Consider the following 14,240-nt stretch of genomic DNA (forward strand, 5'->3'; position numbering starts at 1 on the left):
TCACGCGGAGGGCGTATGTGCAACGACAGCGAGCACTCAGAGAGAGGACGTAGTTCCGGCTGGCAGCCGAATTAGGGGCATCATGACGCGACCGAGAAGCGTCATAGAGAGGGCGATAAAGAGCGAAAGCGGACACGGGTAGAGCAGTTACCACTCGAAGAAGCCGAAAACAATCCAGAGAGGACGCGATTAGTCGAAGCGGGCGAGACGGAGGGTACACACGGTCACGAGAACCCACGAGAACCGAAACAACGACGGCGGCCATGGTGCGGGGGGATGTACGCCGGCCACGAACAGCGGTTCTGCCAGCGCTTTTTCGTCTCAACCCTGCTGTCGAATCTCTCGACCTCGCGGTACCGAACCTACCAATGGCCCCCACATCGAGAGAGGTTCGCCTGCCGATTGACGAGACGTTCGACCATGAGTCTCGTTCTATTCGAAGTACTGGATGACGCGCGCCATCCCCGCTTCGAGGTGATACAGGTTGTGACAGTGAAACAGCCAGTCGCCGGGGTTGTCGGCGACGAAGTCGAACGTGACCTGCCCCCTGTGTCCCGGGACGACAACGGTGTCCTTGACTGCCTCATCCACCTGAAAGAAGTGGCCGTGCAGGTGCATCGGGTGGACGACGGGACTGCGGTTCGTCATCCTGACCCGGACGTGCTCGCCTTCTCGGACCTCGAGTGGATCTGCGTCTGGATACGCCTGTCCGTCGATGACCCATTCGTTCGACCGCCCGCCGGCCGAGAGCGTCAAATCGAAGGTCCGGTCAGGGTTGCCGTCGACATCGTCGAGTGGCGACACCGCGACGAGGTCGCCGTACGATAGCTGTCGTCCATCGCCCGAGGGAGCCGTCGGTGACGCCCCCGACGCACCCTCGTACGCGAGAATCGCTCGTGCGGGAGATTCGTCGCCGTCGACGGCGGCGGCGCGGACCTCCCACGTTCCTGGCTCGTCCGCGTCGATAATCGCGTCGTAGCGCTCGCCGGACCCGAAGGCGAACGAGTCGACCGTCACCGGGTCGACCGGACGGCCGTCGGCGTGCGTGACGGTCAGCGGGTGCCCAGCAACCCGCACTCGAAAGAGCGTCGCGGCACTCGCATTGATGAACCGGAAGCGAACGCGCTCTCCCTCTTGCACCTCGAACGTCCGTGGGTCGGTCGGTAATCGGCCGTTGATGAGGAGGCCGGCGTAGGGCGGCCGTCTGTCGGTCATCATCCCACCGCTCATTCGGTCGCCGTCGTTCATCCCGCCACCACCCATTCCTCCCCCGCCCATGCCGCCTCCTCCCATCCCACCACGTCCCCTGTTACCGTCGGTGGCGTTACCCGAGAGCGGTTCGGGTGTCCCCTCGAGGTAGTCGTCGACGACCACGGTGTATTCACGGTCGTACGCGACGTGTGGGTCGGACTCCTCGATAACGAGCGGAGCGAGGAGTCCGCGGTCGAGCTGGAGTCCGACGTGACTGTGGAAGAAGTACGTACCCGCAGGCTCCGCCCGGAATTTGTAGGTGAACGACTCGGTCGAGGCGACCGGCTCCTGGGTGACGTCCGGAACGCCGTCCATCCCGTTTGGGACGGGGATGCCATGCCAGTGGATCGTCGTCGCCTCGGGGAGGTCGTTTGTCACCGCCGCCTCGAAGACGTCCCCTTCGGACAGGCGGAGTTCGGGGCCGGGGAACGTACCATTGTAGAGCCACGTCTCGCTGGGAGTATCACTTCCTGGTTCGACCGTCCCCGGCGCGGCGCGGAGTGTCGCGGTCGCGTCGGCTGGCCCTTCTGGGGCCGAACGTGGGGTCACGGCCGAGCCGTCACTTTCCGCCGTCGACCGGTCGAACTGGGTACACCCCGCGAGTGTCCCGAGACTCCCCACACCGAGTGCCTGGAGGAAGCGCCGCCGCGAGGTCGGCGGCTGGACGGTCATAGCGACTCGAGAACTCGCTCGAACCGTTCGGCGACGTCGGTGGCAATAAAGTCAAGATTGTGGTTTCCGGTGACGCCGATGAGTGCCGACGGGTCGACCGCGCTCACCGTGACCGTTCCGTCGTCGGTCTCGTAGACGACGACGTTACACGGGAGGAGCGTCCCCAACGCTAGCTCCTCTTCGAGCCCCTCGAAGGCGAGTTCCGGGTTACAGGCGCCGAGGATGCGATACTGGCGGAACTCCTCGTCGAGTTTCTCCGCGAACGTCGCTTGCACGTCGATGTCGCACAGCACGCCGAACCCCTCCTCTTTCAGCGCAGAGATCGTTCGCTCAATTATTTCGTCGAACGGTTCATCGATACGCTTCTGCAATGTGTAGCTCATATCACACACTACTCTGTAGGCACTCATGAGCGTTTCGAGCGTAATTTCGAGACGAGGGACTCCACTAACAGACGCAGACATATCTAGCTATTCTGAACTCTACGCCATCTAAATTCCTTTTTTCGGAATTCACGTACCTGTAATCCATCACACAGTGGAGGACGTGACGCTAGCCTATTCGGGGTGTGGTTTATCTTTGCTCGTGTGCAATACTTACAATAGAGAGCACATGTCTACACAACAGCAACGCGACTCGCTCCTGTGGGTCATTCTGGTCGGGGTCGCACTCATCGTCGTCGTGCCGATTCTCCTCATGGTGTTTATGACACCGATGATGGGGATGATGGGCTGGTGGGGGTATCAGGGAGCCATGCCTCCACAGTGGAGCATCGGTCTGCCACTCCTCGTCCTGCTCGTCCTTCTCACGGTCGGGTACGTGATTTACCGGGGCATCACCGGCGGGGACCAGTCCGGACGCGACCCCGCACTCGAGGAACTGCGGTCGGCGTACGCCCGGGGGGACCTGACCGACGAAGAGTTCGAAACCCGACGCCAACGGCTTCGGAGAGACCGCGAATAGCAGTGGGTTAGCGGACAACGAATCGGGTACGGTGGTGGACCCGTTTTCGCGAGAGTCACGACCGCAGAGCAGAGATATCCGTAAGCTGACAGCCGTCCTCCGACAGGTATGGCTGGCAGTCACCACGACCACGACGACGGCTCGACGCGAACCGACAGACACAGACACGACCGAACGGGGACGGACGAGACGCACCACGCACTCCCGAGCGGGGTGACGGTCGCCGCGAACGGGCTTCACCTCGACCCCGCGGACACGAGACTCGACTCCGGTGTCACGCATCGCTGGACGTACCGTATCCGCGACGACTCGGGAGCGGTCGTCACCGAGTTCGAGGAGGCACACGACCAGTTAGCGCACCTGATCCTCGTCCGCCGGGACCTCGCTCACTTCCAGCACCTCCATCCCACACTCGGTGCAGACGGTACCTGGACGACGACGTTTACCCTCCCCGAACCGGGAACGTATCGAGCGTTCGTCGACGTCGTCGTCGATGCTCAGTCGACGACCCTCGGCGTCGACATACTCACCTCGGGGGCCGCCGACTACGAAACCCATCCGGAGCCGACGCGAACGAAGACCGTCGAAGGCTATACTGTCACGATGACGCCAGAGCACGTGACGCATGGGACAGACACACCCCTCGAATTCGAAATCCGTGGTGATGGTGGTGTCGCCCATCTCGACCCGTATCTCGGTGCGCTGGGTCACCTCGTTGCACTGCGAGATGGCGACCTCGCCTATCTCCACGTTCATCCCGAGAAGACCGACCCCAAAGGCGGTGTCATTCGGTTCATCGTCCAGTTCCCGACTCCCGGTCGGTACCGCCTCTTCCTCCAGGCGAAACCGCACGGCGAACTCATTACGACGTGGTTCGACGTCCGAATCGACCATCGACCGGAGTAACGTCGTAAACCGTGCCCGACCGCTCGCTCATAAGGACGACTAGCACGTAGATCAAGTCGTCTGTACGCATCCACAGAGAGCGACGCACGGACAGTAGTCGGCTACGCGGGAGGATCTGTCAGAGGAAGGTGGAACACCGCGCCCTATTGCTGAAATCACAGCTGAGAACATAGACCTCCGATGCACCCGTTTCAGACACTCGATACCACGCGAGAGATTATTCGTTGACCTGCGAGGACAGGAGTAATGGACGAGAGAGGCCAGAATTCAACTGTTCTCGGAAACGGGAACCGATGGAGCCTCTGACAGCCGGCGGCAAAAAATCGCTAGCACTACACATAATAATTGTCACTTCGAGCGATTGTTTCGGGTTCGATATATCGATGATAGTCACGATGAAATCAGTGTATACCGTGTTTATATTGGACTAGTCGTGTCTAGTGCTGCAGTTTCTTTCACGCCGGTTCACGGTGACGTAGCTGTTAGACGTGTGCCGCGTGTGTAGCGCGGCGGTTCCTACCAGATTGGGTGTATATCGTCTATCAGCCCGCTGCATACAGAGGGTGTAGTCAGCAGGACACTATCCCCACGAGGCATCTCTGGGTCAACCAGTTGGCCGGGGGTCAGCCGACGGCGACACCTCGGGGAGGCTTGGAATTTCGAGGTCAGCTCGTCGAAGGAACTGCGCATTGATGGCAACGATGACCGTACTCAGCGACATCAGCAGTGCGCCCACTGCCGGCGAGAGAAGAATCCCAATTGGAGCTAGAACACCCGCAGCTAGCGGAATTGCGAAGACGTTGTAGCCGGCCGCCCACACGATGTTCTCCTGCATCTTCCGGTAGCTCGCCTTGCTCAGCTTCACAAGTCGGACCACGTCCATTGGGTTGTTCTGGACGAGGATCACGTCGGCCGACTGAACGGCAACATCAGTACCACTTCCGATGGCGATTCCGACGTCGGCTCGCGTCAATGCTGGTGCGTCGTTCACGCCGTCGCCAACCATCCCGACGAGCTTACCCTGATCTTGGAGCTCCCGGACCTTCGTGTCCTTGTCCTCGGGGAGCACCTCCGCAAATACCGTGTCGATACCGAGTTCGTTGGCGACAGCGTTGGCAACGTCCTGAGAGTCTCCAGTCAGCATCGCCACCTCGATACCGAGGTCGTGTAGGGCATCAACGACGAGATAGCTCTCGTCGCGAATCACGTCGGCCATTGCGAAGGCAGCGATCAACTCGCCTCCACGGACAAGGTACACGACTGTCTGAGCGTTCTCTCCGGCCTCGTCAGCGAAGTTCTGGAGATGATCGGGAACTTCACTCTCGAGTTGGGTCAGCAGGTTCGGCCCACCGACGTACACCTCGTTTCCGTCGACGTTCGCTCGAACACCTCGACCCTTGATCGCCTCGAAACCGGTCGCGTCAGGGGTAGTGAAGTCTCGCTCCTCGGCTGCCTCGCGGATAGCCCGCGCAATCATATGCTCAGAGTCGCTCTCAACCCCGGCGGCGAGTGCGAGTGCATCGTCTTCAGCGACGCCGTCGACGGTCGCGATGTCGACAACGCCATGTTCACCCTCGGTGAGCGTCCCCGTCTTGTCGAAGATGATGGCGTCCAGATTGCGTGCGTCCTCCATCGCGATTCGGTCGCGGACCAGCATTCCGTTGCGAGCCGCCAACGACGTGTTGATGGCGACGACCAGCGGGATTGCGAGTCCGAGTGCGTGCGGGCAGGCGATGACAAGCACCGTGACGATACGTTCGATGACTGTGGCGTCGAACGACACCGCGATGGTCCACGCGATTGCCGTCACTCCTGCCGCTGCCACGGCAACGTAGAACAGCCATCCCGCCGCCCGGTCAGCTAACACCTGCGTCTTGGACTTGCTCTGTTGGGCCTCATCAACTAAACGCATGATCCCGGCGAGCGTCGTCTCCTCACCTGTCGCGTCGATTCGGACGCGAAGGCTGCCGTCGCTGTTGACGGTCCCACCGATGACCTCGTCGCCAGGTTCCTTCGAGACGGGCTTGGATTCGCCGGTGATCATCGCCTCGTTCACGTCGGAGTCGCCTTCCTCAACGATGCCGTCTGCGGGGACGCTTGCGCCCGGCCGAACGAGCACAAGGTCGCCCTCCAGAAGGTCGCTGACGGGAACCTCCTCGGTGTCACCGTCGTCAGTGATTCGTTCCGCGGTGTCCGGCATCAGCTTCGCCAGTTCGTCGAGCGCACTGGAGGCACGACGAACCGACCGCATCTCGATCCAGTGGCCCAGCAGCATGATATCAATCAGCGTGACAAGTTCCCAGAAAAACGCCGACTGCGTCGGGAAGACCACGCTCGCGAGGCTGTAGACGAAGGCGACGGAGATCGCCATCGAGATAAGCGTCATCATCCCCGGGGATCGGTCCCGCACCTCCGGGACGGCCATCTGGAGGAACGGTACGCCACCGTAGGCAAACACGATTATCGCGAAGACGGGATTAATCCATTCGCTGCCGGGAAACGCCGGAACCGAGAACCCGAGCCACATCTGGAGCATCTCGCTGTACAGCAGGACGGGAATCGACAGCAGTGTCGAGATGAAAAAGCGCCGTCGGAACATCTGCTCGTGGCCTTCGTGCATCCCACCGTGGTCGCCATGGCCGTTATCCTCACCGTGGTCTCCATGGTCGACGTGTGCTCTCCCATGCCCACCCTCAGAAGTGGTTTCATGGTCAGCATGCCCCGATACTTGTGCTTCTTCTTCGACCAGCTCTTGCTCCACGTGAGGCTGCTCGTAATCTATGTTCTGGCGAGTTGAACGGCTAGCAGATTGATCCTGTTCCGGCTCTGAAGGGGTCCCATTGCCGCCTCCGTTCTCGTCTTGAGTATGTTCGTCGTGATTTGTCATTTGATGTCCCCGTATGGTGGTGCAGTTTCATTTGAAACCGAGCCCGCGGTTCCGGATCTCTGACCTAGCCACACATACGGGATCCATATTCTTGCCACCTTTGCCTAGCAGATATAGGCAAGCAGCCAATCGGACCTTCCGAAGTTAGGAAAACCGGTATTTGGATGCGCGATTTAATTATCCCCATGCGTACCTTAGACGAGACTGACTTCGAAATCCTTCGGCTCCTAACCGAAGATGCACGCCGACCCTACCGTGAAATGGCTGACGCCGTCAATCTCAGCTCACCATCGGTATCTGACCGCGTCAGTCGTCTACAGGACATGGGAATTATCCGCCGGTTCACGCTCGACCTCGACCGCTCAAAACTCCGTGGCGGTGTTCCCGTTCTCGTGGAACTCGCAGTTCAACCCGATATTGTCGAAGACATCCGGGATACCCTTGCACTGGCAGATGGCGTCGAGCACGTGTTCACCGCCTCTGACCCTCGCGTATTCTTCCAGTCGCGCCTCCCGAACGCAGATGTTCGGACGTTCCTAGTGGACACGTTCGATAAGGGGCAGTGGGAAGCGATTACCGATTACGAGGTCGTCGTTCTCACGAGTGCTGACTGGACGCCCCAGATTAGTGGAACTGACCTTGCAGTTACCTGTGCCCAGTGTAGCAACCCCGTGAGTGAGGACGGTCATACGCTCGAACTTGACGGTAGTCTATACTATCTCTGTTGTCCCTCCTGTCTGGAGCAGTTCCAATCACGGTACGAGCAGTTCAGCGCGAACGCCTGAGAGAGTCAGATAATTCGGTTGTCTTGTAACCCTGGTCTCATGGGAGTAATTGAGCCCGGCGTTCCTACACTGGTCAGTTTGCCGCTTAGTATGAAAAATGACGACGCTACGACTCATAGAGACCGAAAGCGAACATAGCGTGTTTAGCCGTCAGACGTCCCCTCCAATATCAGTCGAGAAATTGTTCTAACGCTGCCCGATACGCCTCAGGCCGGTCCTGCATCACCCAGTGGTAGGCGTTGTTGAGGTACTCTTTCTCCGCATCCGGGAGGTCCGAAGCGAGTCTGTCGGCCCACTCCGTGGAGACGAGGATGTCGTCACCACCCCATAGTAACAGGGTTGGGACATCGATATCGGAAATCAGGTGAGAGACTTCGAGCGTGTGGTTGCTGTTGGTCGAGACGGCGTTGCGTGCAAACGCCTGTAGGTCGCGGTCCCGTTCGAGGAAGGGGGCTTTCATCCCCGCAACGAACGTCTCGTCCTCGTCGCCGTAGGTTCCCTCGCCGAAGACGAACTGGAACTTCTCGTCGACGTCCTCTGCGGTCCACTCGCGAGCCTCATCTGGTTGGCCTTGGCCGTGGATGAACCTCACTGGCCAATTGTCGTAGCAGGCGCTGTTCGAGAGGACGAGCTTCTCGACGCGTTCCGGGCTGTGGGCCGCCAGCCTGAGGGCCGTACCCCCACCGATGTCGTGGGCGACGATCTGAACCGAGTCGTAGCCGAGTTCGTCAAGGAAGCCTTCAAGGAGCTCCTCTTGGGTACGAATCGAGCGGTCATATCCTCCTTCGCCGAGGTGGTCTGTGTATCCATACCCAGCAAGGTCAGGAACCACTGCGTGATTGGCGGCTGTGTACACGTCTCTGAAGAGATACCCCCATGTTGGAATCCCATGGATGAAGAGGGTCACTGAGTCGCCTGCCCCTTCCTCACGGTAGGCGACGTCGAACTCGTGAAAACTGGTCTCGACCCGGACCGACTCTTGCTCTGTTACCCAGTCTGTGTGGATCATACGATTCGGAGTGGTCTACGATAGGTGATAACTATATTTTTTCCAGATGACACGCAACATTTTAACCCGTAGAATCTGTTTGATCGTGGGCGAATGGCGGAGAGGTCATATGATCTATAAATTGGCGATAGTCAGTGTTCTCTACACATTCCTACCATCTTTGAATCACTGCCTTCGTTCTGGCAAGAGATTTGGCAACCAGATTCACTTCGGTGTGTGCGACGACCCGGGGTCTCTGAAATCGCCACATTCGCCGTGATATGGTGCATCTGGCACGCACCCGGTTCGCGCTATACCACGCCGCAGTGATTCAGGAGGTATGCGACCCGACCAGACCCACCAGACGGAGGACGTCACGCCCGCGTTGCCAACGCTCCAGTCAGGCATCTCTCTCCTCGAGGCTCCCGATGCTTCGCGCCGGCAGACCGCACGCGTCATCCAGGCGCTCGTCGTCGACCACCTCCTGCTCAATCGAGGGCGTATCGAGTGGGTGGACGTCGGCGGGTGTGCCTCGACGCACCCCCTCGCCAGCCTCGTCCCGAGCGAACGCTCTCTCGAGCGGATTAATGTCGCCCGGGCGTTCACACCACACCAGCACGCCTCGCTCATCGACGAACTCGCCGAGCGCGTCACGGCACAGACGACGCTCGTGGTCTGTCCAGCGGTCGACCGCTTCTACCGCGAGAGCGAGTGTCAAGATGATGAAGGCCAGCGGCTCTTGCTTCGTGCGGTCGCCCAGCTCTCGACGATTGCTCGGACGCACGACGTCCCGGTACTCGTAACCCGGACCACAGCCGACGAATTCGCGGCGCCAATCGAGCGAGCCGCCAGTGAGTGCCTCAAGTACGAAGAGACACAGTATGGACCTCGATTCACGGGGAACGCGTTCGAGACACTTGTCTATCCCGTCGGTCGAGGGCAGGTCCAGACGACCCTCGCGTTCTGGCAACAAGTGCTCGCCGATCGTCAGGCACTATACACGCACTCGAACCAAGTCGCACCGGTCGTGGGGTAACGGATGGGCCGCACCAACCCCACCTTTCGCGATCAGCTCCGGGCGTTCGAAGCCCGCTGGCAGCCCTATCGACGCACACTCCGTCGACGTGACCAGCCCCATTTCGATCGGCTCATCGACCAGGCCGCTGCGCACGCCGATGCTGCAGGCGTGGTGAACCAACGGGACCCCTACCAGCCGATTCTCCTCTCGATCGCCCTCGAACAGGAACGGCGTCTTACCACTCTGGAGGAGCGGATCGACGACGTCGACCAACCGGAGGACGATGCCGTTCAAAATTGACTACCTCGACGAGGGAGTCCTCGAGTGGGAGCTCACCACTGACGGAGCGGTCGCCAAGCACAACCCGCACTTCACCCCGTCGCTGTACGCGAGCACACCTCCTGGGACATCTGACGAGACCGCGCTGCTCAAATTAGACGACAGGGTTGAATCCCTACCACAGGTCACCGGAACGCGACTGACGATGAAACGACCAGGGTTCAGATACGGCGAGCAGCCCGTCCTGCACATCGCCGTCACCGACCTGGAGGCCGTCGAGGAGGTGGCGTGGTTCGTCGCCCGGCAGGGCCCCCCCGGTGACTACCGCCTGTTCAACGTCGACTTCTCACGGGAATTTCGCTACTGTCTCGAGCGAAATGTGAGCGCTCTCCCTTGTCGGAGGCCGACGACGCTCTCGCTCTCCATCCCCCAGCGACAGATCGCTGCTGGCGAGCTCGAGTGCCTCACGATCGACGGCGAAGAGTACACCGGCAGCCCACTGGAGCTCCTCACGACCGTCGAAGAGCACGTCCAGACGGTCGACCCCGACATGCTAGTGGTCAACACCGGGGACGTCGTCCCGACGCTTTTCGACACCGCAGAGGGGTACGACCAGCCGTTCTGCCTCGGACGGCGTCCTGGGTATCAACGACTCGCCGGGCGGTCGACATACGAAAGCTATGGGCGGGTTGGTCACTCACCAGCGCGCTACAACATTCCGGGGAGAGTAATCCTCGACGAGTCCAACGCCTTCGTCTGGCACGAAGCCGGCCTCGACGGGTGTCTCGACCTCGTCGAACGGTCGGGGAAGCCGCTGCAAGAACTCGGTTGGGCGTCGATCGGCAACGTCCTGACCGCCATTCAGATCCGCGAGGCGACTCGGCGCAACGTCCTGGTTCAGTGGAAGGCGTGGCGACCGGAACGCTTCAAGACGATGCGCCAGCTCCACGCCGCCGACCGTGGGGGGGTGACGCTCTCGCCTGCTGTGGGCCTCCATGCCGACGTTCACGAACTCGATTTTGCCTCCCTGTACCCGAACATCATCTGCACGCGCAACCTCTCGCCCGAGACCGTCCGCTGTGACTGCCACCCGGACCGCGTCGACCTGGAGGACCTCGGCTACTCAGTGTGTGATACCGAGGGTTACCTGCCAGATGTCCTCCAGCCGCTCATTGACGACCGGGCGGCGATTAAGGAACGGATTGCCGAGACAGACGACCCCGCAGAGCGCGCGACGCTGGAAGGCCGCTCGGCGGCCATCAAGTGGATACTCGTCTCGTGTTTCGGCTATCAGGGGTTCTCGAACGCGAAGTTCGGCCGCATCGAAGTCCACGAGGCGATCAACGCCATCGCTCGCGATATCCTGCTGGACGCGAAGACCACACTCGAAACAGCCGGTTGGCGCGTCCTGCACGGGATCGTCGATTCGCTCTGGGTGACGCCTCGCGTCGACGAGCCACGTCCGCTCGATGCGGTCGCCGCGGAAATTACCGAGCAGTCGGGAATCACTCTCGAGTACGAAGCAGCCTACGACTGGCTCATGCTCCTCCCGCAGCGCTCATCCGAAGCAGGGGCACTCACCAAGTACGTCGGAAAGCGGGTGGGTGTCGACCGTGCGGACAATGGGGCGTTCAAATATCGCGGTATCGAGTGTCGCCAGCGCTCGACACCCCCATTCGTCGCGTCGGTCCAGCGAGACTTCGTCCGGACGCTGGATGCACACCTTGCTCACCTCTCAGTCGAGGAGTGGCCGGGCGACGCCTTCGATATCGTCTGCCAGCGGCTCCGGGGACACCTCGGGACACTCGACCGCGGCGCTGTCTCACCTGAGCAGTTAGTCATCGACCAGCGGACCTCGAAACCCCGCGAGGCATATCAACAGGCGACCCGGGCGGTTGCCGTGCTTGAAAGGGCCGATGACACCGGTCTTCCAGTGTATCCCGGGCAATCAGTCCAGTATGTCGTCGTCGATGCCTCCCGAACAGGGCGCGAGCGAGTGCGACTCGCCAGTGAGGTCGAGACAGGTGAATATGACGTCGAGTTCTACAAGCAACTGCTCGTCAGAGCAGCGGAGAGCGTGCTCACTCCACTAGGCTGGCGAGAACGAGAGATTCAATCGTATCTCGCCACCTATGAGGACGTATCTCTCAACTCATTCTGATTTGAACCAACAACCGAGCAAGGCAGAATAGTCCACAATGAGACGCACCGACATCGTTTGACCCGTTGAGCGGGCCAAGACGAAGTCTCTCAAAACATTAGATGACACATGGGTTCAGCGGGTATGTCGAGTGAGAACGACGCTAACTACATAGAGACCAGTTAACAGTAATTCGGTCGTCAGCCAGAGTTGTTGGTTGAGTGGTTTCGTGTGTTAACTAGGCCCAAATAACCTATTATATCGCCTAACAATTTGGGTGGTAGATAATTTATCTGCTAACAATACCCCTGGCGCAAGACGACAGAATATGGATCTCTTCGAACTTACGGGAATCCAACGTGACCTCCTGTACGTAATCGCCGGTTTTGACAAGCCATCAGGTCAGGAGCTTAAAAGCGAACTCGAGGATCAAACAGGGGACGACATCACGCACGGTCGTCTGTATCCGAACCTCGACACGCTCGTCAACTCGGGATACGTCGAGAAGGGAGAACTCGACCGTCGCACAAACTGGTACAGGCTCGCCGAGAAAGGCCGCCAGGCACTGACGTCTCGCCACGAATGGGAAGACTCATACATCGCAGAGGAACCCACTTTGAACCCCAGGGGACAGTGACTGATCGGAGGGGATACTGGCGGCACAAGGCCCTATAGCACTGAAAACGCCCGCCGACGGAACCACGAGGGGACCTCAGAAGTAGAAACGTACCCTCACCACCTTCCTCCGCTCAGGATGAAATACGACGCATCCACTCAGTAACGTCGAGACGGTCGCTGCCGACGACCGAGACATCGGTAGGAGCATCCGTTAGAACGCTGCCGACCATGAGGTCGACACAGCAATGGGTACGACACGAGCGGGGGGTTCCCCCGGCGTCTCCGGCGAGCGACGGCGTCGTCGGTGAATGGGAACGTCAGCCTCGTTTCAGCGAGGGGGTCGAACGTTACCGAGCGCCGATACGGTCACTCATATACCTCTCGACGGAGGTCCCGCGGTTGGGCAGTCACTGTCGGCCGCTCTGGACACCACAACTAGTCACTCGTCGCCTGCAGCGTTTCTCTCATCGAACAAAAATCCGATCACGTTGATTGCACTCTCCATTGCAGCGCTGATCGTCGCATCGTTACACCGAATCGTCTGATTGACTGTCTGGTACTCGATGAATCCCATTTCACTGAACATTGGAAGGTGCGTCTTCTGGAGGGCTGTTCGGGTCTGGTCGACCTCTACTCGTGCAGGTGTGGCTGCGGGGGGCTGTTCCCACCGAGCGATCCGGAACGCGAGATCGTCGAGTGCAATAGGGTTGTGATATTGCTTGAAATATTGGAGCGCGAGCCGACGTCGGTTGTGACTCAGTAACTGGAAGATATCATCAACTGATACGTGCCCGTCTCGCTCCATACCTGTGAGTCGGGGTTCCATCCGTACATAACTTCCCTTCGGTGGCAAAGTCTACTACTGTACGGATACTTCGTCACAGAAGATTTCTTTTTTTTTACTCGTCGACCTGCCGCCCTTCGCTCGTACTATGGGGTATTTGGGTCCAAGACCCGTGGTCAGTCACCGCTCGCTCGAGCCGAACTCCGGCATGAGGGTATCGGCGATGAGTGCGGAGATACCCCGACGGATGCGCTGGGAGAACGCACTATCACTCACACCGAATTCGGCGGCGAGATCACCCATGTTGCTACTTCGGGGGACGTCAAAGTACCCCGTCTTATAGGCACTCATGAGTGCCTCGTACTGTTCGTCCGAGAGGCTTCCACTCTGTTCGGGAAGGGTTGGGTTGTAGAGGCGGCGGAGTGTCAGCGAGATTCCTCTTTCTTCGCACGCCTGACGGAACCGTGTCAGGTCGCCTCGACTCCGAAATTGAATGCGAAAGTCCCAGACTCGGGCCGTCCCTTCGGCTGCGAGTAGCTGTGCATCGGTCGCCAGTAGCGCTTGGACGAGGCCGTTCACCTCGGTGCTCCACTCCACCTCGTACAAAGTACGCGTGTCGGCCCGGGTGAGTTGCGTAACCGATTTCGTGACGGGGTCCGCCCGGAGCGTCTCCTCGATGGCGTCCGTGTCACCGTCGGAGACCCAGAAGAGTGGGATAATCGCCTCGTGCATTGGGACCAGCCGCTCCAGTTCGATTTCGACGTCCGGAAAGGCGTCGAGAACCCGGCCGAGCGGAAATTGGTCGGCTGGGATACTGATGTCAACGATAACGATCATGTCACGTTACTCCGTCACCCGTCCGTTAAAGTCGACCGGTGTCATGAATCGCTTACTCGACAGCGTGCTCACCGTGCTCGTTTACGACGACCCTTGTAGCTGGAGTACCTAT

The 14,240-nt window shown here is 59.8% G+C and carries 13 protein-coding genes; 7 read left to right on the plus strand and 6 right to left on the minus strand.

Annotation, left to right across the window (positions count from 1 at the left end; genetic code table 11):
• Positions 1-432: 432 nt before the first annotated feature.
• Both P1Y20_RS18070 and P1Y20_RS18075 read right to left on the minus strand, forming a co-directional pair.
• Positions 433-1,923: a multicopper oxidase family protein gene (locus P1Y20_RS18070; RefSeq protein ID WP_304450087.1), complete on the minus strand. Its 1,491-nt coding sequence runs from the start codon at positions 1,921-1,923 to the stop codon at positions 433-435.
• Entirely contained in the window at positions 1,920-2,306 is a 387-nt protein-coding gene (locus P1Y20_RS18075) for a DUF302 domain-containing protein (RefSeq protein ID WP_304450135.1), read from the minus strand. The genes P1Y20_RS18070 and P1Y20_RS18075 overlap by 4 nt, the downstream gene beginning before the upstream one ends.
• 229 nt (positions 2,307-2,535) lie before the next feature.
• On the opposite strand from P1Y20_RS18075, the gene P1Y20_RS18080 reads away from it, so the two are divergent.
• Complete coding sequence (locus P1Y20_RS18080) at positions 2,536-2,886, plus strand: SHOCT domain-containing protein (protein WP_304450088.1); 351 nt, start codon at positions 2,536-2,538, stop codon at positions 2,884-2,886.
• A 108-nt stretch (positions 2,887-2,994) separates the two neighbouring features.
• The gene (locus P1Y20_RS18920; RefSeq protein ID WP_497526968.1) at positions 2,995-3,792 is read left to right on the plus strand and encodes a DUF8832 domain-containing protein; all 798 of its coding nucleotides are present in this window, start codon (positions 2,995-2,997) and stop codon (positions 3,790-3,792) included.
• A 604-nt stretch (positions 3,793-4,396) separates the two neighbouring features.
• Here the strand turns inward: P1Y20_RS18920 and P1Y20_RS18090 are convergent.
• Positions 4,397-6,412, minus strand: coding sequence for a copper-translocating P-type ATPase (locus P1Y20_RS18090; protein ID WP_304450136.1), 2,016 nt, complete (start codon positions 6,410-6,412; stop codon positions 4,397-4,399).
• 452 nt (positions 6,413-6,864) lie between these two features.
• On the opposite strand from P1Y20_RS18090, the gene P1Y20_RS18095 reads away from it, so the two are divergent.
• Positions 6,865-7,464, plus strand: coding sequence for a winged helix-turn-helix transcriptional regulator (locus P1Y20_RS18095; RefSeq protein WP_304450090.1), 600 nt, complete (start codon positions 6,865-6,867; stop codon positions 7,462-7,464).
• A gap of 169 nt (positions 7,465-7,633) precedes the next feature.
• On the opposite strand, the gene P1Y20_RS18100 is transcribed toward P1Y20_RS18095, so the two are convergent.
• On the minus strand, positions 7,634-8,473 hold the full coding sequence (locus P1Y20_RS18100) for an alpha/beta fold hydrolase (protein ID WP_304450091.1): 840 nt from the start codon (positions 8,471-8,473) through the stop codon (positions 7,634-7,636).
• Positions 8,474-8,792: 319 nt separating this feature from the next.
• On the opposite strand from P1Y20_RS18100, the gene P1Y20_RS18105 reads away from it, so the two are divergent.
• The 4 genes from P1Y20_RS18105 (at position 8,793) to P1Y20_RS18120 (ending at position 12,526) form a co-directional block, all read left to right on the plus strand.
• Positions 8,793-9,488: a hypothetical protein gene (locus P1Y20_RS18105; RefSeq protein ID WP_304450092.1), complete on the plus strand. Its 696-nt coding sequence runs from the start codon at positions 8,793-8,795 to the stop codon at positions 9,486-9,488.
• Between the two features lie 3 nt (positions 9,489-9,491).
• A complete protein-coding gene (locus P1Y20_RS18110; protein ID WP_304450093.1) occupies positions 9,492-9,770 on the plus strand; it encodes a DUF8156 family protein in 279 nt (92 codons plus the stop codon).
• Positions 9,754-11,910 carry a type B DNA-directed DNA polymerase gene (locus P1Y20_RS18115; RefSeq protein WP_304450094.1) on the plus strand — a complete coding sequence of 719 codons (2,157 nt, stop codon included), beginning with the start codon at positions 9,754-9,756 and terminating at the stop codon, positions 11,908-11,910. Before P1Y20_RS18110 ends, P1Y20_RS18115 begins: the two co-directional genes overlap by 17 nt.
• Positions 11,911-12,217: 307 nt before the next feature.
• Positions 12,218-12,526: a PadR family transcriptional regulator gene (locus P1Y20_RS18120; protein ID WP_304450095.1), complete on the plus strand. Its 309-nt coding sequence runs from the start codon at positions 12,218-12,220 to the stop codon at positions 12,524-12,526.
• A 420-nt stretch (positions 12,527-12,946) separates the two neighbouring features.
• Here P1Y20_RS18120 and P1Y20_RS18125 read toward each other — a convergent pair whose 3' ends face one another.
• Together P1Y20_RS18125 and P1Y20_RS18130 are read right to left on the minus strand one after the other, a co-directional pair.
• Positions 12,947-13,312 (minus strand): DUF7344 domain-containing protein, encoded by a 366-nt coding sequence (locus P1Y20_RS18125; RefSeq protein ID WP_304450096.1) that lies wholly within the window; start codon positions 13,310-13,312, stop codon positions 12,947-12,949.
• Between the two features lie 159 nt (positions 13,313-13,471).
• A complete protein-coding gene (locus P1Y20_RS18130; RefSeq protein ID WP_304450097.1) occupies positions 13,472-14,128 on the minus strand; it encodes a helix-turn-helix domain-containing protein in 657 nt (218 codons plus the stop codon).
• Positions 14,129-14,240 lie beyond the last annotated feature (112 nt).

Source organism: Halomarina ordinaria (assembly GCF_030553305.1).
Classification (GTDB): domain Archaea; phylum Halobacteriota; class Halobacteria; order Halobacteriales; family Haloarculaceae; genus Halomarina; species Halomarina ordinaria.

Bases quoted from the DNA above. Each gene is read 5' to 3' on its own strand.
- P1Y20_RS18070 (WP_304450087.1), bottom strand. From the start codon at position 1,923: ATGACCGTCCAGCCGCCGACCTCGCGGCGGCGCTTCCTCCAGGCACTC.
- P1Y20_RS18080 (WP_304450088.1), top strand. From the start codon at position 2,536: ATGTCTACACAACAGCAACGCGACTCGCTCCTGTGGGTCATTCTGGTC.
- P1Y20_RS18105 (WP_304450092.1), top strand. From the start codon at position 8,793: ATGCGACCCGACCAGACCCACCAGACGGAGGACGTCACGCCCGCGTTG.
- P1Y20_RS18100 (WP_304450091.1), bottom strand. From the start codon at position 8,473: ATGATCCACACAGACTGGGTAACAGAGCAAGAGTCGGTCCGGGTCGAG.
- P1Y20_RS18115 (WP_304450094.1), top strand. From the start codon at position 9,754: ATGCCGTTCAAAATTGACTACCTCGACGAGGGAGTCCTCGAGTGGGAG.
- P1Y20_RS18110 (WP_304450093.1), top strand. From the start codon at position 9,492: ATGGGCCGCACCAACCCCACCTTTCGCGATCAGCTCCGGGCGTTCGAA.
- P1Y20_RS18125 (WP_304450096.1), bottom strand. From the start codon at position 13,312: ATGGAGCGAGACGGGCACGTATCAGTTGATGATATCTTCCAGTTACTG.
- P1Y20_RS18090 (WP_304450136.1), bottom strand. From the start codon at position 6,412: ATGCACGAAGGCCACGAGCAGATGTTCCGACGGCGCTTTTTCATCTCG.
- P1Y20_RS18120 (WP_304450095.1), top strand. From the start codon at position 12,218: ATGGATCTCTTCGAACTTACGGGAATCCAACGTGACCTCCTGTACGTA.
- P1Y20_RS18920 (WP_497526968.1), top strand. From the start codon at position 2,995: ATGGCTGGCAGTCACCACGACCACGACGACGGCTCGACGCGAACCGAC.
- P1Y20_RS18095 (WP_304450090.1), top strand. From the start codon at position 6,865: ATGCGTACCTTAGACGAGACTGACTTCGAAATCCTTCGGCTCCTAACC.
- P1Y20_RS18075 (WP_304450135.1), bottom strand. From the start codon at position 2,306: ATGAGCTACACATTGCAGAAGCGTATCGATGAACCGTTCGACGAAATA.
- P1Y20_RS18130 (WP_304450097.1), bottom strand. From the start codon at position 14,128: ATGATCGTTATCGTTGACATCAGTATCCCAGCCGACCAATTTCCGCTC.